Source organism: Kosakonia pseudosacchari, from assembly GCF_015167415.1.
GTDB lineage: Bacteria > Pseudomonadota > Gammaproteobacteria > Enterobacterales > Enterobacteriaceae > Kosakonia > Kosakonia pseudosacchari.
Window position 1 is genome coordinate 575,961 of sequence record NZ_CP063425.1, and the last position, 16,858, is coordinate 592,818.

Annotated in this window: 22 protein-coding genes and 1 tRNA gene; 15 read left to right on the top strand and 8 right to left on the bottom strand. The window is 51.4% G+C overall.

Going from position 1 to position 16,858, the window contains the following annotated elements; all coding sequences use genetic code 11:
• The first annotated feature begins 73 nt into the window (after nt 1–73).
• On the top strand, nt 74–1,711 hold the full coding sequence (locus IP581_RS02660; protein WP_193821689.1) for a dihydroxyacetone kinase subunit DhaK: 1,638 nt from the start codon (nt 74–76) through the stop codon (nt 1,709–1,711).
• 194 nt (nt 1,712–1,905) lie between these two features.
• Here the strand turns inward: IP581_RS02660 and ahr are convergent, their stop codons facing one another.
• Nucleotides 1,906–2,925 carry an NADPH-dependent aldehyde reductase Ahr gene (gene ahr / locus IP581_RS02665; protein WP_193821690.1) on the bottom strand — a complete coding sequence of 340 codons (1,020 nt, stop codon included), beginning with the start codon at nt 2,923–2,925 and terminating at the stop codon, nt 1,906–1,908.
• Nucleotides 2,926–3,163: 238 nt separating this feature from the next.
• Here ahr and IP581_RS02670 point away from each other — a divergent pair, with 238 nt between their 5' ends.
• The 8 genes from IP581_RS02670 (at nt 3,164) to IP581_RS02705 (ending at nt 7,632) form a co-directional block, all read left to right on the top strand.
• Nucleotides 3,164–3,616 (top strand): lysozyme, encoded by a 453-nt coding sequence (locus tag IP581_RS02670; RefSeq protein WP_086872912.1) that lies wholly within the window; start codon nt 3,164–3,166, stop codon nt 3,614–3,616.
• Nucleotides 3,617–3,751: 135 nt separating this feature from the next.
• Nucleotides 3,752–4,387: a DUF2589 domain-containing protein gene (locus tag IP581_RS02675; protein WP_086872911.1), complete on the top strand. Its 636-nt coding sequence runs from the start codon at nt 3,752–3,754 to the stop codon at nt 4,385–4,387.
• Between the two features lie 57 nt (nt 4,388–4,444).
• Nucleotides 4,445–5,128 (top strand): DUF2589 domain-containing protein, encoded by a 684-nt coding sequence (locus IP581_RS02680; protein ID WP_193821691.1) that lies wholly within the window; start codon nt 4,445–4,447, stop codon nt 5,126–5,128.
• The gene (locus tag IP581_RS02685) at nt 5,121–5,576 is read left to right on the top strand and encodes a lysozyme (RefSeq protein WP_020456325.1); all 456 of its coding nucleotides are present in this window, start codon (nt 5,121–5,123) and stop codon (nt 5,574–5,576) included. The genes IP581_RS02680 and IP581_RS02685 overlap by 8 nt, the downstream gene beginning before the upstream one ends.
• 16 nt (nt 5,577–5,592) lie before the next feature.
• Complete coding sequence (locus IP581_RS02690; RefSeq protein ID WP_193821692.1) at nt 5,593–6,066, top strand: ribonuclease domain-containing protein; 474 nt, start codon at nt 5,593–5,595, stop codon at nt 6,064–6,066.
• A 55-nt stretch (nt 6,067–6,121) separates the two neighbouring features.
• Nucleotides 6,122–6,532 (top strand): hypothetical protein, encoded by a 411-nt coding sequence (locus IP581_RS02695; protein ID WP_193821693.1) that lies wholly within the window; start codon nt 6,122–6,124, stop codon nt 6,530–6,532.
• The gene (locus IP581_RS02700) at nt 6,529–6,945 is read left to right on the top strand and encodes a hypothetical protein (protein WP_193821694.1); all 417 of its coding nucleotides are present in this window, start codon (nt 6,529–6,531) and stop codon (nt 6,943–6,945) included. Before IP581_RS02695 ends, IP581_RS02700 begins: the two co-directional genes overlap by 4 nt.
• 159 nt (nt 6,946–7,104) lie before the next feature.
• A complete protein-coding gene (locus tag IP581_RS02705) occupies nt 7,105–7,632 on the top strand; it encodes an RNase A-like domain-containing protein (protein ID WP_097401715.1) in 528 nt (175 codons plus the stop codon).
• Nucleotides 7,633–7,727: 95 nt separating this feature from the next.
• On the opposite strand, the gene IP581_RS02710 is transcribed toward IP581_RS02705, so the two are convergent.
• Nucleotides 7,728–8,327, bottom strand: coding sequence for a response regulator transcription factor (locus IP581_RS02710; protein WP_193821695.1), 600 nt, complete (start codon nt 8,325–8,327; stop codon nt 7,728–7,730).
• 590 nt (nt 8,328–8,917) lie between these two features.
• On the opposite strand from IP581_RS02710, the gene IP581_RS02715 reads away from it, so the two are divergent.
• Both IP581_RS02715 and IP581_RS02720 read left to right on the top strand, forming a co-directional pair.
• Nucleotides 8,918–9,002, top strand: a tRNA-Leu gene (locus tag IP581_RS02715).
• 164 nt (nt 9,003–9,166) lie between these two features.
• Entirely contained in the window at nt 9,167–10,432 is a 1,266-nt protein-coding gene (locus IP581_RS02720; RefSeq protein WP_193821696.1) for a tyrosine-type recombinase/integrase, read from the top strand.
• Between the two features lie 55 nt (nt 10,433–10,487).
• Here IP581_RS02720 and IP581_RS02725 read toward each other — a convergent pair whose 3' ends face one another.
• The 6 genes from IP581_RS02725 to IP581_RS02750 form a co-directional block, all read right to left on the bottom strand.
• Complete coding sequence (locus tag IP581_RS02725) at nt 10,488–11,498, bottom strand: hypothetical protein (protein ID WP_193821697.1); 1,011 nt, start codon at nt 11,496–11,498, stop codon at nt 10,488–10,490.
• Nucleotides 11,449–11,985 carry a hypothetical protein gene (locus IP581_RS02730; RefSeq protein ID WP_193822634.1) on the bottom strand — a complete coding sequence of 179 codons (537 nt, stop codon included), beginning with the start codon at nt 11,983–11,985 and terminating at the stop codon, nt 11,449–11,451. Before IP581_RS02730 ends, IP581_RS02725 begins: the two co-directional genes overlap by 50 nt.
• The gene (locus IP581_RS02735) at nt 11,986–13,065 is read right to left on the bottom strand and encodes a hypothetical protein (protein WP_193821698.1); all 1,080 of its coding nucleotides are present in this window, start codon (nt 13,063–13,065) and stop codon (nt 11,986–11,988) included.
• 454 nt (nt 13,066–13,519) lie between these two features.
• Nucleotides 13,520–13,930, bottom strand: coding sequence for a phage polarity suppression protein (locus IP581_RS02740; protein WP_193821699.1), 411 nt, complete (start codon nt 13,928–13,930; stop codon nt 13,520–13,522).
• The gene (locus IP581_RS02745; RefSeq protein ID WP_175273827.1) at nt 13,927–14,133 is read right to left on the bottom strand and encodes an ogr/Delta-like zinc finger family protein; all 207 of its coding nucleotides are present in this window, start codon (nt 14,131–14,133) and stop codon (nt 13,927–13,929) included. Before IP581_RS02745 ends, IP581_RS02740 begins: the two co-directional genes overlap by 4 nt.
• 3 nt (nt 14,134–14,136) lie before the next feature.
• On the bottom strand, nt 14,137–14,934 hold the full coding sequence (locus IP581_RS02750) for a capsid protein (RefSeq protein ID WP_193821700.1): 798 nt from the start codon (nt 14,932–14,934) through the stop codon (nt 14,137–14,139).
• A 551-nt stretch (nt 14,935–15,485) separates the two neighbouring features.
• Here IP581_RS02750 and IP581_RS02755 point away from each other — a divergent pair.
• Genes IP581_RS02755 through IP581_RS02770 form a run of 4 tightly spaced genes read left to right on the top strand, consistent with a single transcriptional unit; the run spans nt 15,486 to nt 16,847 of the window.
• Complete coding sequence (locus tag IP581_RS02755; protein ID WP_134318942.1) at nt 15,486–15,752, top strand: helix-turn-helix transcriptional regulator; 267 nt, start codon at nt 15,486–15,488, stop codon at nt 15,750–15,752.
• Nucleotides 15,749–16,300 carry a host cell division inhibitor Icd-like protein gene (locus IP581_RS02760; RefSeq protein ID WP_134318941.1) on the top strand — a complete coding sequence of 184 codons (552 nt, stop codon included), beginning with the start codon at nt 15,749–15,751 and terminating at the stop codon, nt 16,298–16,300. Before IP581_RS02755 ends, IP581_RS02760 begins: the two co-directional genes overlap by 4 nt.
• Entirely contained in the window at nt 16,297–16,530 is a 234-nt protein-coding gene (locus IP581_RS02765; RefSeq protein WP_134318940.1) for a hypothetical protein, read from the top strand. The genes IP581_RS02760 and IP581_RS02765 overlap by 4 nt, the downstream gene beginning before the upstream one ends.
• Entirely contained in the window at nt 16,527–16,847 is a 321-nt protein-coding gene (locus IP581_RS02770; RefSeq protein WP_076736647.1) for a DUF5375 domain-containing protein, read from the top strand. The genes IP581_RS02765 and IP581_RS02770 overlap by 4 nt, the downstream gene beginning before the upstream one ends.
• Nucleotides 16,848–16,858 lie beyond the last annotated feature (11 nt).

The window sequence follows — 16,858 nt, forward strand, 5'->3', positions numbered from 1 at the left end:
AAATCTGTTCTTTACCCCGGCCCGCACCGCGCGGGCTATGCTTGAAGAACGATTCACAACTTTTTGGAAACTTATGTCCAGATTCTTTTTCAATGACCGCAAACAGCTGGTCAATGATGCCATTGAAGGTTTGGTAATTTCTGCACCACACGGCAACCTCGTTCGACTCGATATCGATCCTGCTATTCGCATTGTGGCCCGCGCCGACTGGGATAAAAGCCGCGTGGCGGTGATTTCCGGCGGCGGTTCCGGGCATGAACCGGCGCATGCCGGGTTTGTCGGTAAAGGGATGCTCACCGCTGCCGTTTGCGGTGATGTTTTCGCCTCGCCAAGCGTGGATGCGGTACTGAACGCGATTGTGGCAGTCACCGGCGATCGCGGCTGCCTGCTGATTGTGAAGAACTACACCGGCGACCGGCTTAACTTCGGCCTCGCGGCAGAGAAAGCCAAGCGCTACGGCCTGAAGGTGGAGATGGTGATCGTCGCAGACGACATCGCGCTGCCGGACAACAAACAGCCACGCGGTATTGCCGGTACGGCACTGGTGCATAAGATTGCGGGTCATGCTGCGGAGCACGGAAAGTCGCTAAGTGAAGTGCGCGATATCGCTCAGCAGGCCTGTGACAACGTTTTCAGCCTCGGGCTGGCGATGGAAACCTGCAATCTGCCGGGCGGCGATAGCGAAGAGGGGCGCATTCAGCACGGCAAAGTCGAGCTGGGTCTGGGTATTCACGGCGAACCCGGCGCAACCACCGTTGATACGCACAACAGCAAGGCGCTCATCGATACGCTGGTAAAACCGCTAAAAGCGGCGGTGGGTAACGATCGGGTGGCGGTGCTGATTAACAACCTCGGCGGTGTCTCGGCGCTGGAAATGGCGCTGCTGACCAAAGAACTGGCGCACTCAGCCTTTAAAGCGCAAATCGCCTATCTGATTGGCCCCGCACCGCTGGTCAGTTCACTGGATATGAAAGGGTTTTCGCTGTCCGTATTGCGCCTGAATGACACCTTCGAGCAGGCGATTTGCGCCGATGTGCAGACCGTCGGCTGGCAGAAACCGGTGCCGTTCGCGCCGATGAAAACCCAGCCGCACAGCGCGGTGTATGACGGGCTGGAGATTGAACCTTCCGACAACCCGCAGGTGAAAGCGCTGGTTAATACAGCAGTCGATACATTGATTGACCTCGAAAACCGGCTTAACGCGCTGGATGCGAAAGTGGGCGATGGCGATACCGGTTCAACCTTTGCTGAAGGGGCGCGGGAAATCAAACGTCTGCTGGAGCAAAATGCCCTGCCGTTGAACAACACTTCGCAATTGCTGCAACTGGTTGGCGAGCGACTGGCGACCGTGATGGGTGGTTCCAGCGGTGTGCTGATGTCGATTTTCTTCACCGCCGCAGGTCAGGCCGTACACAACGGCACGGCGTTGCCGGAAGCGCTACTGCTGGGGCTGAAGCAGATGAAACATTATGGCGGTGCGGATCTCGGCGATCGCACGCTGATCGATGCGCTGCAACCGGCGCTTGAAGCGCTGCGCGATAGCGGGCTGGATGCCGCCGTTGCCGCTGCAAAAAGCGGTGCGGCCAGCACGGCATCGATGCAAAAAGCGGGGGCCGGGCGCTCATCGTATGTGAATAGTGAAAATCTCGACGGGGTAACCGATCCGGGGGCTGTCGCGATTGCGGAAGTGTTTGCTGCTATTAGCAGGTAAGCTCCCGCCTTGCTGGAAAGCGGCTTTGATTTCGCGTTTGAAGGGTGTACCGAAAACCATAAAAGATCTGCCTGCCAGGCCAGTCGGAAGTCAATTCAAAGACATTAAGGCGGCCCAAACTCTGGCGCTGTTCGCGTTAACAAGACGGGGTAGCGCAATAAAAAAGCCCGGCGATATTGCCGGGCTTTTTCACATCAGAAATCCGCTTTTAATACCACGCGGTAACGGGCTTTGCCGTCGCGTACGTGCTGCAACGCTTCGTTAATCTGCGACATCGGGAACATCTCCGTGGTCGGTGCCACTTTCGCGCGTCCGGCGAACTTCATCAGCTTACGCAGTTCAAACGGCGTACCAGTTGCGGAGCCGGAAACGCTGCGATCGCCTGCGATCAGCGTAAATGCCGGGACTTCGAGCGGCTTCAGCACCGCGCCAACGGTGTGAAAATGCCCGCCGTGCGTCAGCGCCTCAAAGTAGGGCTGCCAGTTCAGATCGACGTTAACCGTGTTGATAATCAGATCGTACTGACCTGCCAGCGCTTTCAGCGCATCCGCATCGCGGCTATTTACCACATAATCGGCACCCATGATGCGTACTTCTGCCTCTTTCGCCGGGTTCGAGCTAAACGCCGTCACTTCGCAGCCCATCGCGTGTAGCAGTTTAATGGCGATATGGCCCAGCCCGCCGATACCGATCACGCCAACGCGGCTGGTGGCGGTAATGTTGTGCATCAGCAGCGGTTTAAATACGGTAATGCCGCCGCAAAGCAGCGGGCCGGCGGTTTCGATATCAATGCTGTCCGGCAGCGGGATCACCCATTGCCAGTCGGCGCGGATTTTGTCGGCAAAGCCGCCGCGATTGAGAATGGTTGGTACCGCACCTTCCTGGCAGTTGATCTGGTTGCCATCAATACAGGCATCACAATGACCACAGCTGCGCGCTGTCCAGCCGATGCCTACGCGTTGGCCGATTTTCAGCCCTTTATTTTGTGCCGCGCTGCCAAGATCCACCACACGGCCAATCACTTCATGCCCGGCGACCAGCGGGTACTGGGAGAAGCCCCATTCGTTATCAATCATCGAGAGATCCGAATGGCAGATCCCGCAGTAATCCACCTGCACTTCCACATCTTCCGCCGCCAGCGGGCCAGCGTCGTATTCCTGCAATTCGAGCGCGGCACCAGCCTGTGGTGCGGCGTAGCTTTTAATGATGCTCATCACGGATTCCTTTGATTCAGAGGGAGTCGCATGAAGTGTAGGGCATCTGCACACTCTGCGGCAGCCTGTGGGTGTGCATACCGCCCGTTTCGTTAAGCTATGGCGGTGTATGGCACGCCGCAGGCCGCTATTTTCGGATTTTCCATACGGCTATTTTGGCGCGGTGACTTTGCAACACGATGTGTCCGAACCATCCTCAAAAGGTGCTGTACCCACCCACAAACCAGGAGTAACCACCATGGCGAATCAACCGCAAAGTACAGGCGCTGGCGGGCTGGCGCTCATTAAATCTTTTGAAGGTCTCAGGCTGGAAAAATACAAAGATGCCGTGGGTAAGTGGACCATTGGCTACGGACATTTGATCTTACCGAATGAAAACTTCTCCCACCCGATTACCGAAGCCGAGGCCGAAGCGCTGCTCCGCACCGATCTGTTAATGACCGAGCGCGGGGTACACAAAGCGGTGACGGTGGATCTCAATCAGAACCAGTTTGATGCGCTGGTGTCGTTTACGTTTAACCTGGGCGCAGGCAATTTGCAGAGCTCGACGCTGCTTAAACTGCTCAACCAGGGGGAGTACGCGCAGGCCGCAGAGCAGTTTCTGCGCTGGAACAAAGCGGGCGGTAAAGTATTGGCCGGGCTGACAAGACGGCGTGAAGCCGAGCGCGCGCTGTTTGTAAAACCTGCGTAACCCTGCACGCGCCGTAGGCCATTTTCCCCGTTTTTTACCGCCATCCAGCCAATATTTTCATCCTCTGCCGACCGCTACTGTGGGTTTGCGAATTCGCAACGCGATCTTTTCGTATAACCCACAGGAGTATGCATTATGGATTCACAATTTATTGGATCGGTCATTAATGCACTGCCGCTGGAGCACATGATTGGCGGCCCACTGCAGGCGATGATCAAAGCGCAGGTGCAGGCGAGTAAAGCGTACGCCGACTTCCTGCTCTCGGTGTGTATCAAGGACGGTAAGGCGGAGTCGGTGCAGTTTGATTACGACGAAACCGTGGTGGATGACAAGGGCGTTATCCAGGGCGTGGTGAAAAAGACCATGCGCATCCCGCTGCTGGCGGCCATTTCCCACCCTAACATCAGTATCGAAGAGGGCACCATCGACTTCGAGCTGGAAGTCTCCCAGAGCGAAGCCAGCAGCAGCCAGACCGAAGCGGAAGCCTCGCTGGAAGCCTCCGTTGGCTGGGGGCCGTTCAGCGTGAAAATCACCGGTCGCGTCTCGCACAAAGCCCAGCAAACCCGCTCCAGCGATACCCGCGCAAAATACAGTATCCATACCCAGGTAAAACGTCAGCCGCCACCGGAAGCCCTGATGCGCGTGATTGATTTCCTGACGGATGCCGCAACACGCCCGGCTGTTCTGCCGTCAGAGGCGCAAAAGCTGGAATCGAAACAGCTTGATGCCTACCCCGCAACGCCTGCCGCAGCGGAAAAAGCGCCGGCGTAATTCTCGCTATCTCCACCCTGAGGCTGCCTGGCAGCCTCATTTCTCACGGAGCGCACTATGTCAATGAAAGACTGGCTTCGCGGCAACCGTGGCGCGCAGCCGAAGGCGGATTCACCTGCGCCGCCGCCACCGCCGGAAGAGAGTGCCGGGCTGCCACCTGCCGATCCGCCACCCGAGGATGTCGCCGGATTACCGCCCGCCGATCCACCGCAGGACCCGCCACCGCCCCCGGGCGACGGCACGCCACCCTCTGCGTCGGGTGTGACGCTGGCCGATATCACGCGCGGCATGCAGCATGCGGCCTCGGCGGCGAACCAGCTGATCGCGCATCAGTACATGCAGGCGCTGGATCCCTTTTTCGAACACAGCGACGACGGGCGGCTGGTGCCGAAAATCGTCGAAATGGAGCTGGACGAGCGACACCACTTCAAATTGCCGCTGGTGGCGCTCTCCACACCGCGTGGGCTGATGCTGGAGAAGATGAAAGTGTTTCTCACCGTGCGTACCGACGCGGTGGAACAGCAGAGTGCTATGTCCGGCACGCCTGACGACGCGGTCAGCCGTTTTCACGTCAGCATGTCGCCGCCGAGCCACGGAGGCAGCGGGCGCGACAGCGGACATGTGGATATCGAAATGCAGTTCACCGTACTGGAGCCGCCGGAAAGCGTGTTGCGGCTTATCGAAGAGTACACCCGACAAGTTCTTCCTCAAGTAAACGACAGGAGTGATGACAATGGCTAATCAACCCCTGAGCACCGGCGCTGCCGGGCTGACGCTGATTAAATCTTTCGAAGGGCTAAGCCTTGAGAAGTACCGCGACGCGGTAGGCAAATGGACCATCGGCTACGGGCATTTGATTTTGCCCAATGAAAACTTCCCCCAGGCGCTGAGCAAAGTGGAGGCGGAAGATCTGCTGCGCGCCGATCTCGGGATGACCGAGCGCGGCATTCATAAATATGTGACGGTCGATCTCAACCAGAACCAGTTCGACGCGCTGGTCGCCTTCGCCTTTAACGTCGGGCTTGGAAACTTGCAGAACTCAACGCTGCTGCGCCTGCTCAACCAGGGCCAGTATCAGGAGGCGGCAGATCAACTACCGCGCTGGAACAAGGCCGGCGGCAAGATTCTGGCGGGGCTGACGCGCCGACGTGATGCCGAACGCGCGCTGTTTTTGGCACCGATAAACTGATCCATGGAGCGAACAGATGAAACGATATCTCCCGGTAGTCGCCTTTGTCGGTCTGCTGCTAACTCAGCCTGTGTGGGCTGAATTGCCGCAGTGCAGCGCGGTGGTGCAGGCGGCAAATCAAGAGTTGGCAAAACTGAATAAGAAAACCGTTCAGGACGACAAGAAACTGACGGCTCTGCTCAAAACCCTGAACCGTGATGACGTGCTGCCAGCCGATTACGTCACCCGCGATCAGGCCATCAAACTGGGCTGGAGCGGCAAGGCGGAGGATTCGCTATGGAGCGTGTGGGCGCTGAACAAGAAGCAGTTGGGCGGCGACCCGTGGAGCGGTAAACCGCTGCCGGGTAAAGGTAAGTGGTACAGCGCGGATATTGATAGCGTACGCGGTCTGCGCAGTAACAAGCACCTGATTTACAGCCCGGAAAGCGCGACGCGTTATCTCACTACAGATAACGACGCCACAACCGTCACGCTTCCTCCTTGCCAGTAGTCGCTATTGCGGCCTCATCCGATTCGTTGAGGCCGCCTGTTCAGGAGGTAATGCGATGGCCGCAGATGGACTGCAATTGCTAAGCCAGGGGCTGGCCGCGCTCGCCGGATTGTTCGGCGGGCTGAGCGTGTCGTTTTTCTGGCAGCCGAAAAAACTGCATCAACACGGGCGCCTGGCCGCCGGGGTAATCATTGGCGCGATTAGCGTGAGCACCACTTTCACGCTCGGCGGGTTTATTGCCCGCTGGCTGGGAATGAACTTTAAAGACAGCGATATCGCCATGGGCATCGGCTACTTTGTTGGCGCAATAAGCGTCGGCATGATTGCCTGGCTGGCCAATTTCTTTAACCGCCGCGAAGGGCATGACATTTTGCAGGTGGCCGGTGAGTTAAAACGCGCGGCTCGCGGCGTGAAAGCAGCACCGCGTCGCCGTGTGCCACGACGTAAACCAGAGGAACCATCATGACGCTTAAACTCCTTTTTTGGGCCATCACGCTGGTGGATGTGGCGATTGCCGTGATCATTTTTGTGAGCGCCCTTAGCAGCCGCATGCTTGATATTCCATTGTGGTATCGCATTGGGCTTTTAATTACGGCGTTCGGTTTTACCGTGCAGGGCTGTTTAAATTTACCCTATCTGTTGTTTAACGTGATATTAATGGCTCAGGAGTTGCCTTTCTGGATATTAAAAGATGTGGGTATCGGGATAATCTCAATTTATTATTTTTGGCACACTATGCATAAAACTGATAAACCCGACAAAACTCCGGTACGTAAAAAATCAGCAGTAGCGAAAAAGACAGTTGTCGCTAAAAAAATCCCTGCTGCTAAAAAAACACCCACCCCTCGCGCACCGCGCAAGAAAATCCCCGCACAATAATTAACGCGGAGTGGTGAATTTATTTTGCTGCTCCGTAAAATGGCCCAGGCCATTTATCACCTCTGCACTGGTCACTTGCCAAATTCTCTGTAATTCACACTGGCGTTAATTTAATTCTGCGAATTCGCACTTTCTTTATTCCACTCGCAGGAGATGATTATGTCTGTAAACTCTGTTTTTTCACGTAAGGTTAAAACGCGCAGCATTATTTCTGTGGCTGCGGTATCGCTGTTTTTATTTTCAACCGGGGCCATGGCCGTTAATGTCGGCCCTGCCTGTAATTTGCCCGGCGCTGGCCTGACTGCCGCGCAGTGGGCGCAGAATCAGGATAACGCCGGTGGGCATATGACGGTTTGCCATGTCGGTAAATCCGATGCATGGCTGCAGCAGCGCACGGTTGCCAACCAACCGAGCTGCCCGCAAACGAATACCGCTTCGACATGGACGGATGCGGATGCGGCGTGGAATTCTATTGGCAACACCATTCAGGCGTTTTGTGCTGGCGCGGCCAACAATACCGCAGCGGTTAATTTCACCATTGCGCTGGGTGGGAATGGTACTGTGAACGTGGGCAGGGCGTATGGCAATGGGGCTTTTTATAATATCGCCAACGATCGCCAGGCGTTTATCCGCTTAGTGAATAACGGTGGACAGTGGCGCGTACAAACAAGTTATCCGAGAAATTAAGTTAAACGACAGGAGCATTATGCCCACGCATAATGCTCCTTTTACGCTCAGGAAAAAGAAAATAAGCTAACGCAATCAAATAAAGATAATCAGGACTACTCTTCCGAATACATCATTGCGGCCTGCGTGCGGTTATTCACATTCAGACGGCGGAAAATTGATTCCAGATGCGCTTTCACCGTGCCCGCGCTGATATTTAAATGGCGGCTAATTTGTTTATTTGACTCCCCGGCGGCCAGCAGTTTCAGGATCTCTCGCTGGCGTTCGCTCAGACGGGCAAGGGCGCTGTGCCCGTTGTCCAACAGCGTAATGCTCTCCTGTGGCAGACAGAACATTCCCAGCGATGCGCTACGCAGTGTTTGAGCGATGGTTTCCGGGGGCGAATCGCGCCGGACAAACGCTACCGCGTGATGATTTAAAAATAATCGTAATAATGTCGGCTGACATTTATTCATCAGCATCACTACGGGGATATTCGGATGACGACAGGCTAAAATATCCAGCAATTCGAGACTCGAAGTTTTATTACCATCGCCATCAAGCAGAATTAACGATGCCGGAAATTCATTAAGCGTATCATCGATATCTTTTTGATTATTCAGTCCACGAACTTTCACCTCCGGAATATATTGCGATAGTACTGATGCCATTCCTTCAATAAATATTGACTGCTTGTCAATCATGAGTACATGCATACATTATCTCCACGTAATAGCGTTCGCCATTGAGACTGGTAATCATCAAAGTATTCAATGAAATGCAAAAAAAGAAACAGGCTAATTGTCATAGGTCTTTTAACCGATACGACGAATAAAACAATATGGAATGGTATAAAGTGGTTGAAGAAATATTATATATGAAGAATGGTCGCTTCGCTATTTACGGATTATTAGCAGGCTCAGTTTTATAAAATAACGGGAAGGGGAGAAGGTTTATTCCTCTCCGGGGATTGTTGTGGTGAAGCTGGGCTGGAGAAGGGAGAAGGGAGAAGGGAGAAGGGAGAAGGGAGAAGGGAGTGTTAGCGGATTGTGATGTTGGAAGGGCAGAGGCTGATGTGGAATGTTCAAAAATGGGAACTGGGAGGATGAACGTTCTGGATCGAAGGGTGAAGCGGGTAAGGGATCAAGAGATTATAAAGAGTTAAGGAGGAAAGGATTTATAAAGAGAAAGGTGACCGCTTGTAGAACGCTGATTTTTTCAGCACTTAGCGGCGTATGACAACATCGTGACTTGCATAGCCGTCCGCGGCAGGTATAATCCAACACGTTTCCGCATCCCCTTCAGTGCCGAAGTGGCGAAATCGGTAGACGCAGTTGATTCAAAATCAACCGTAGAAATACGTGCCGGTTCGAGTCCGGCCTTCGGCACCAAGACCTCTTCCAGGACCATCCGAGAAAGTCCACTAAACCCTTTAAAATCAAGGTATTCAGCGCTTTTTGTATCCGGCGTTGTCCGAGTCTGTCCGTTGAAATCCGGGGGGCATTGGGGGCATAATTGGGGGCATCTTAACTTCGATTAGAAATGTGCCCCCAAAATGAAGCTCAACGCCAGACAGGTAGAGACCGCAAAGCCTAAAGACAAAACCTACAAAATGGCCGATGGCGGCGGTTTGTATCTTGAGATTTCGGCCAAGGGTTCTAAATACTGGCGTATGAAATACAGACGACCCTCTGACAAAAAAGAGGATCGCCTTGCTTTTGGTGTTTGGCCAACTGTTACGCTTGCTCAGGCTAGAACAAAGCGTGATGAAGCTAAAAAGCTGTTAGTGCAAGGTATCGACCCGAAAGCTGAACAGAAGGAAGCTCAGGCTGAAAACGCGGGGGCATACACTTTTCAAACCATCGCCCTCGAATGGCATGCCAGTAACAAGCGATGGAGTGAAGACCATCGATCGCGTGTTCTTCGCTATCTTGAGCTTTATATTTTCCCTTATATCGGCTCGTCTGATATTCGCCAGCTCAAAACCAGCCATTTGTTAGCCCCGATTAAAAGGGTTGATGCCAGCGGTAAGCATGACGTCGCGCAGCGCCTGCAACAGCGCGTTACGGCCATTATGCGTTATGCCGTACAGAACGATTACATCGACTCTAATCCAGCCAGTGATATGGCCGGTGCTTTATCAACAACTAAAGCGCGGCATTATCCCGCTTTACCCTCTAGCCGGTTCCCTGAATTTCTTGCTCGTCTTGCTGCATATCGTGGTCGTGTGATGACACGTATCGCGGTCGAACTTTCCTTACTGACTTTTGTGCGTTCTAGTGAATTACGTTTTGCGCGCTGGGATGAATTCGACTTTGATAAATCTCTTTGGCGCATCCCTGCAAAAAGAGAAGAAATTAAGGGCGTTCGTTACTCGTACCGGGGCATGAAGATGAAAGAGGAACATATAGTTCCCCTCAGTCGGCAAGCGATAGGGTTGCTAGAGCAGCTCAAGCAAATCAGCGGTGACAAAGAACTTCTATTTCCGGGGGATCACGACGCAACTAAAGTCATGAGTGAAAACACGGTAAATAGTGCCTTGCGTGCCATGGGGTATGACACTAAAACCGAAGTTTGCGGGCATGGGTTTAGAACGATGGCGCGTGGTGCATTGGGTGAGTCAGGGTTGTGGAGTGATGATGCGATAGAGCGTCAGTTGAGCCATACAGAGCGTAATAATGTACGTGCGGCTTATATTCACACTTCAGAGCATTTAGATGAGCGTAGGCTGATGGTTCAGTGGTGGGCTGATTATCTCAAAGCAAATGAAAGCAAAACAGTTACACCTTATGATTTTGCTAACATAAACAAAAAACTATAGCGAAAATAAACGCCTATGATATAAATAGGCGTTTATTTTATATTAAACACTTTGATCATAATCTTCTGGTAGCAACTTTTTTTCGTACTTCGTCTTTCCAATTACCATTATGGATTATCCTATCGAAATTATCTCCTGCTCTTCCTGATAACAAGTCAATCCGAGATAGCTTGCTGATGTCATCCCAGTTATCATAGAGGATGTATATCGCATTTCCATATTCTATATTCTCAAAAACAACTAGATCGTCCTCTAGCATAGCTCCAATATAATTGCTGAACGTACTATTTCCAGTGACTATTTTTTTAGGTTCAAGACTCATGAAGAAGTCATATCTATTTTCAGCAACATTTTTCTTGTCGGCAGTAACATTTTTCCCTCTAAAAATTCTTGCTAAAGCTTCTTCTTTACTACCTGGCGGGAATATGTCCCATGAGACTATAAGTGTGTCAGCATAAGTCGATATAGGCTTGTCAGCATTCTCAACTCCACATTTTCCAAGATTTTCTTGAAGAAGATTTAAATCAAATAATAGTTCATCATCAAAGTTATTTGATTGTTTATCTAAAATTCTTGTCACTCTGAAATTAAATATAAAATGGCTATCTGAGGACTCTTTATGATTAATTTGAATTGCTATTAGTTTGGGTGGGATGATGTCTCTGGGGTATTTCTCGTGAGGTAATCTAACAGTATGCGTACCGTTAGAGCTATCACCCCAGTTAGGTGACTCAATTTCAGTGTAATGAGTTTCTTTTGGGAGGTCTTTTCTTATGACTTCTTCACCGAAAACATTTTTAAGTGAATATTTCCCCTGCAATGGATCCGGTATAACTGACGCCTCATATGCGTTAACACCATTATCAAAATATATTCCAAGGTGCTCTAATATTCCATTTTTTAGTTGGTTTTCTGTAAATGCAATGGAAGTGCCAGCAACAACTGTGTTGCCAAGCCTTTTTAACTTGCTATGAATGTTTTTAGGTATAACACGTATGTTCCTTTTCATTTTTCCCTCATACTTGATCATCGATGTCTCGTTGCTCTCGCTTATTATGTAGATCATTGATAAACATAACATTTGCAAGAATTACACTAATGACTGCCTCAATCTGCATGTACGATATAGCAATAATTAATGATAAAGATGTGTTTTTTATTACTTCTTGGCTCTCTAAATAAAGATGACTCTTAAAAAACACTAGCTTAACTAAATATACAACAAGTAAAGTAATCATAACGAAAGATGACTTTAGAACACTTCCAACTATTGCTTCTAACCTTCTTGTATCTTCGAGCTGATCGGTGAAATCAACAGCTTCTATAGTTTTGGGGTTAACGATACGCTGCAAAGCATTTGGGTAAAGAAATGCTAACCAAATTCCCATAATAGTAAAAACCATTCCAGAAACTGATACGAGAAGAGTGCAATAATTAGCAAAATCGTTATACACATATTCAATATCGGATTGTGAAATAATTATCAGCGATATAATGAATATAGCTATGTATATCCACGTGTATTTGACGATGCCTGCTATAGCTTTCAATATTCAATCCTCTCCAGATGCTTTCTTAATTGTTGATTGAGATTGTAATGCTTTTAATTCTTTTAATATAGGGGAAATGAACTCTTTTCTTTTGTGTGATATTTGTTCGTAAATATATGCGGCAGAATATGTTGAATAGTCTTCAGAAGGGACATTGAGAATATCTCGCATCCTGTATTTATCCACCCAAGTTATACCCTTGTCCGTAGCAAATCCTACATTGTCCCAAAGACGTTTTTCTCTATCCTCAGCAGAATATTTTTCAATGATTTCTTGAACTTCATTAAGGGATGGTTTCGCTTCTGCTTTTATTTCAATTTGTCTTGTTCTGGTGTTTTTCTTTCCTGACACATATGGAACGAGTGTACTGAAGGTCTTCAACCAATCAGCTCGTGCGTCATTTGGATTTATAATAATAGTTTCTCTGCGAACTATGTGTGTTATTTTAGGTATCAATTTACCTAACTCAGTATGAGTGGTTTCTAAGCTTCGTAGCTTCATATCAAATCTGTACATATATTTATATAAATTTTCGTCATCAGTATTAGATAACCTTATATAACCTTTCTCTGTTTTGTTTTTAACCCTTTTGCTATGTTTGACTCTATTGGTAATAGATGAATGTATATAATCTTGAAATAGTTCAGAGTCACAAACAGAATGGTCGAATTTAATGGATACTATAGTTTCAATCTCAGGGATAACCCAATAAAAGCATGGCCGACCCCAGATGACTTTTTTCCCTCTGTAGCTATTAGTATATTTAACTACTGATGAACTTCCGATTTCACCGTCTTCACTAGCTCCTAATAAAGAACCAGTACTATCAGTATCAGATTTCCACAACATGATTAAGAAATCACCAGTATTTGCATCCTTATAAATGTCCTTGCAATAACACTTTGATCTGTTAGGTTTTTCTTTTGGATCCCATGGTATCGTGAGTGCAAGAGATTTAGTTCCCACCCAATCCTGTATGAGGTCAAATGTTTCGCTGAGTTCTAAACCATAGGTATTGTCATCATTTACCTTATATAAACCGCACTTATTAACTTTGAAGAAATTGAGATGCCCTACATTCATGCTCTTTCCTTAGCTTCTTACTTAGAGATGTGTGCCATGTTCAGAAATTAAGCGTACTCTCATTGACTTCATGCGGGCAATCTTTTCATCCTGGAATTTGATCGGTTTAACGTTAAATATTCATGAGTTGCATGAGAGTTTTTCACTTCTTACCAATTACAAACGTCATGAGCTGGATATTAATTAAATAATTATCCTCACAGCTTGGCGCGCAGTGCTTTCCCCGCCTCGCCTGCCCGCTTCATGGGGCGGTTTACATGCAGGTGCATGACCGGGCTCAGGTCGCGCCGGGACTGGCGCGGGCGGGCACGAGTCGGGCGCAGAAATAAATGCAGTTAAATGCAGTGTATGCATGCAGGGTATTTTTTAAATAATTAATGGATTTTTGGGGGATTTTTCAGGAGAGGTAAGGTGCGCCCGGCAGGGGATGGCCGGTGCGCATTTTTCGGGGAGTTTATTGCTGCTGGCTGTCCTTGCGCGACGCTTTATCAGGTCTGATGCCGACGGTATTCAGCACCGCGCAGCCCTCATGATTAATCCCGTTACCGGCGGCCAGCCACGATGCGAGCGCATCTTGCAGGTGATGCGTTGCCCGGTCGAGTGCGCGCTGTTGCAGGTGCGCCGGGAGGCTGCGGATATGTATCAGCTCGGGGGCAAGAATGGCGGCCAGCTCTGCGCCGTGCTGATGCATGAAGCCATCAAGCCGGTGGCTGATACTGAGTGTCTGGACGGTCTCATGGGCGCGGATGTACTGCCGTGCGGCCTGCCGGGTTTCTTCCGGGGCACAGTGAGTTTCCCGGCGGCTCAGCCACACGGCACGGTGGTGCAGGCAGGCCTCTGCGGCCTGCGTCAGGGTGTTGGTCATGGTGTCTCTCCTGCGGTCAGAAGCGCCACGGCGTTTTCCGGCATGGCGGGCTGACGTATCACCCCGTCGAGCGTCTCAGATGTGCGGAACGTGGCCGAGCACTCAATACTGGTGCACTGGTGATAGCGCTGTTTGAGGTTTTCCGTCAGATAGCGGCTGGTACGCACATGCGCGGGCTGTCTGCAGAACGGGCAGTGAAACATGGCTCAGCCCTCCACCTGCTTTTTCTTTTCGGCCAGTTGCGTGGCAAGCTGCGAACGCTTCAGCGGACTTTTATACAGCGCCATATCCACGCCGGTCAGCGGCGGGCGGTACATGCCGAGTTGTGAGAAGACCGGCTCATTGTCCATATCAAAGTTATAAAATTGTGCCTGCACCGCAACATGCATGTGCAGCTCCTCAGCCAGAATGTCCGCCGGGCGCGTCGCACCGTTCAGCTCCAGCGCACGCAGGCGCAGACAGAACGCCCGCACCAGCGCCGGGCTGATGTCCCGCATGGCCTCTGCCCACTCCGCCTGGGCGCAGACGCTAAACGCCCGTGCATGTTCAGTGATATACGTTTCACCTGTTGTGCACGCTTCCAGCATGGCGCGGGATTTGTCCGTCTCCAGTTCAGCAATCAGGCCGGTGAACTCCTCCGCCAGCTCACGACCGGCGATGTGTCTGCTGTGTCCGGCTTTGAGCTCCGGCGTCATGACACCGCCGAGACTGCGGAAACGCTCGCGCCAGCTCTTCTCTGCTGCGGCGCTTTCTTTAAGCGCGTTCTGACGTTCCTTTTCGCTGCGCGTGATGGCTGCGCCGATGTCGTTCAGTTTTAGCATGCTGCCGGTGTGAGCGGCTTTTGCCTCTGTAAAGGCCTTCAGGGCACGGTTGACGGCGGCGGCGTTATCCTCTGCGGCTTTTTTATGCACGGTCTTAAGGGCACCGTCGATAACGGCGCGGGAGGCACCGGTCTGTGTGCTGCCGATGGTTTTCATGATGGAGGTCATAAGTTCAGTTTTCATGGCGGGGCTCTCTGTGTTGTCAATGTAAGTGCATTCTGCCGCGCCCTGCACAACGAGACGACCGGTTGCAGTTGTGGCCGGGATGGCACAGAAAGCCGCTGAAAAAACCGGCTCGCCAGAAAGAGGTCGCAGTAAAACCCCTCTCCCTGTTTGTTTTTCTGTATTTAATTCTTCACACTGTTCACCAAGAATATAAAAAGTAAGTAATACAGTAAGTTAACGGGTGAATAGTTGAAGGTCTGACTGTTCACCCACTGTTCACCACTGTTCACCAGCTGTTTTTGGAGACACTTACGGCATCTATACTTTATTGCGATAATAGAAAGGTTATTTATAACCATAAATGATTAGCAATGTGCCAGACTGTTATCAGGAAATGCCAGAAATTGTCAGCGTTTGCCACTGTTTGCCATTTGCATGTTAACAAATTGTTAAGCGAAGAATGCAAGCAAAATAACCTGTTGCTCCGGCTGAAAATATTCACAAAATAGAGCGCTACCTGACGCCGGAAAGATACGACCGGCACCACACGGACTTTATGAGGTAGCCCGATGCACACCGCTTTTTCTTCCCCGATTTCTGCCCCTGCCGCCCCGTTAATGCCGGTGACTGAGCCCGCCCAGGAGCGCTTTCTGCGCCTGCCCGAAGTGATGCATCTCTGCGGCCTGTCGCGCTCCACCGTTTACGATCTCATCAGCCGGAATGCCTTTCCGCAGCAGGTCTCCCTCGGGGGCAAAAATGTCGCCTGGCTGCACAGCGAAATCACCGCCTGGATGGCTGCCCGTATCGCCGACCGTAATCGGGGCTGTGACGCATGATGATGTCCGCCCTGCAAAAACCGCCTTTTCCTGGCTTGCTTCTTCTGGCCGTTTCCAGGTATAGTTTTCCCGCTGCCGCAAAATCGGCTGCCGGGATTGGCGTCCCGTATACAACATTGGTGACACCAGACGCGTCACGCGTCTTTTTTTGTGTCTATGCCTTAGTGCATCCATTTTTGGTTCGAAGGTTCTTCCACCTTTGGATCTATAGAGTAATGGTGGCTCAGGCGGGGGCTTCTTATGAAGCGCCGGTTTCCAATGTTGCCGGTTACGCCAACCCCGTCTGGGCTACCACCAGTGAAATTGGCGTTTCCGGTGGTAGCGTTAAAACGCAAACATTGGAGGCTGCCACCATGGCTACCCACCTCACCCTGTCACACCCGCAGTTTGTCTATGTCTTCGCAGCCGTTCGCCGCGCAGACCGCACACCCCGTATCTGTATGCTCCGTACCGTTGCCGGTGACGAGCGCGCTGCACGCCGTTCCCTTGTCCGGGACTACATTCTCGCCTTTGCCGGGCGTCTGCCGGTGGCGGAGGTGTGCGCGTGAAAGACCTGACCCTGACGCTCACCCGTGATGAGCTTGCGTGCCTTGAGCACCTGCGTAACGTCGGCCAGTTCGTGAATGCCATGACGCTGTTAAATGACAGCGTGACTGTCAGCCGGGAAACGACACACCAGGCGCAGCTCTCCTCCGTGATTTACCTTATGACCGCCCAGCTCGACGGCGTGGTGGAGCGCTGCATGCAGCGCTGGCTCACCGAGGAGGTCAGCGCATGAAAACCCCGTTAACACCTGTCCTGCGCGCCGCGCTTTACCGCCGCGCCGTGGCCTGTGCCTGGCTGACCGTGTGCCATCGTCAGCACCGTTACCCGCACCTCACCCTCGATGCGCTGGAATCGGCCATTGCCGCCGAGCTGGAGGGCTTCTACCTGCGCCAGCACGGCGAGGAGAAAGGCCGCCTGATTGCCTGTGCCCTGCTGGAAGATTTAATGGATGCCGGTCCCCTGAAAGCCGCCCCGTCGCTGTCCTTTCTCGGTCTGGCCGTGATGGATGAACTCTGCGCCCGCCATATCAGCGTGCCTGTCCTGCACTGAGGAAAACACCA

Coding starts and splice junctions, on each gene's coding strand:
- IP581_RS02770 (WP_076736647.1), top strand. CDS start 16,527: ATGAAAACCCCGTTAACACCTGTCCTGCGCGCCGCGCTTTACCGCCGC.
- IP581_RS02725 (WP_193821697.1), bottom strand. CDS start 11,498: ATGATCTACATAATAAGCGAGAGCAACGAGACATCGATGATCAAGTAT.
- IP581_RS02710 (WP_193821695.1), bottom strand. CDS start 8,327: ATGCATGTACTCATGATTGACAAGCAGTCAATATTTATTGAAGGAATG.
- IP581_RS02690 (WP_193821692.1), top strand. CDS start 5,593: ATGAAACGATATCTCCCGGTAGTCGCCTTTGTCGGTCTGCTGCTAACT.
- IP581_RS02660 (WP_193821689.1), top strand. CDS start 74: ATGTCCAGATTCTTTTTCAATGACCGCAAACAGCTGGTCAATGATGCC.
- IP581_RS02705 (WP_097401715.1), top strand. CDS start 7,105: ATGTCTGTAAACTCTGTTTTTTCACGTAAGGTTAAAACGCGCAGCATT.
- IP581_RS02700 (WP_193821694.1), top strand. CDS start 6,529: ATGACGCTTAAACTCCTTTTTTGGGCCATCACGCTGGTGGATGTGGCG.
- IP581_RS02745 (WP_175273827.1), bottom strand. CDS start 14,133: ATGTTTCACTGCCCGTTCTGCAGACAGCCCGCGCATGTGCGTACCAGC.
- IP581_RS02675 (WP_086872911.1), top strand. CDS start 3,752: ATGGATTCACAATTTATTGGATCGGTCATTAATGCACTGCCGCTGGAG.
- IP581_RS02760 (WP_134318941.1), top strand. CDS start 15,749: ATGATGATGTCCGCCCTGCAAAAACCGCCTTTTCCTGGCTTGCTTCTT.
- IP581_RS02740 (WP_193821699.1), bottom strand. CDS start 13,930: ATGACCAACACCCTGACGCAGGCCGCAGAGGCCTGCCTGCACCACCGT.
- ahr (WP_193821690.1), bottom strand. CDS start 2,925: ATGAGCATCATTAAAAGCTACGCCGCACCACAGGCTGGTGCCGCGCTC.
- IP581_RS02750 (WP_193821700.1), bottom strand. CDS start 14,934: ATGAAAACTGAACTTATGACCTCCATCATGAAAACCATCGGCAGCACA.
- IP581_RS02670 (WP_086872912.1), top strand. CDS start 3,164: ATGGCGAATCAACCGCAAAGTACAGGCGCTGGCGGGCTGGCGCTCATT.
- IP581_RS02720 (WP_193821696.1), top strand. CDS start 9,167: ATGAAGCTCAACGCCAGACAGGTAGAGACCGCAAAGCCTAAAGACAAA.
- IP581_RS02735 (WP_193821698.1), bottom strand. CDS start 13,065: ATGAATGTAGGGCATCTCAATTTCTTCAAAGTTAATAAGTGCGGTTTA.
- IP581_RS02755 (WP_134318942.1), top strand. CDS start 15,486: ATGCACACCGCTTTTTCTTCCCCGATTTCTGCCCCTGCCGCCCCGTTA.
- IP581_RS02685 (WP_020456325.1), top strand. CDS start 5,121: ATGGCTAATCAACCCCTGAGCACCGGCGCTGCCGGGCTGACGCTGATT.
- IP581_RS02680 (WP_193821691.1), top strand. CDS start 4,445: ATGTCAATGAAAGACTGGCTTCGCGGCAACCGTGGCGCGCAGCCGAAG.
- IP581_RS02695 (WP_193821693.1), top strand. CDS start 6,122: ATGGCCGCAGATGGACTGCAATTGCTAAGCCAGGGGCTGGCCGCGCTC.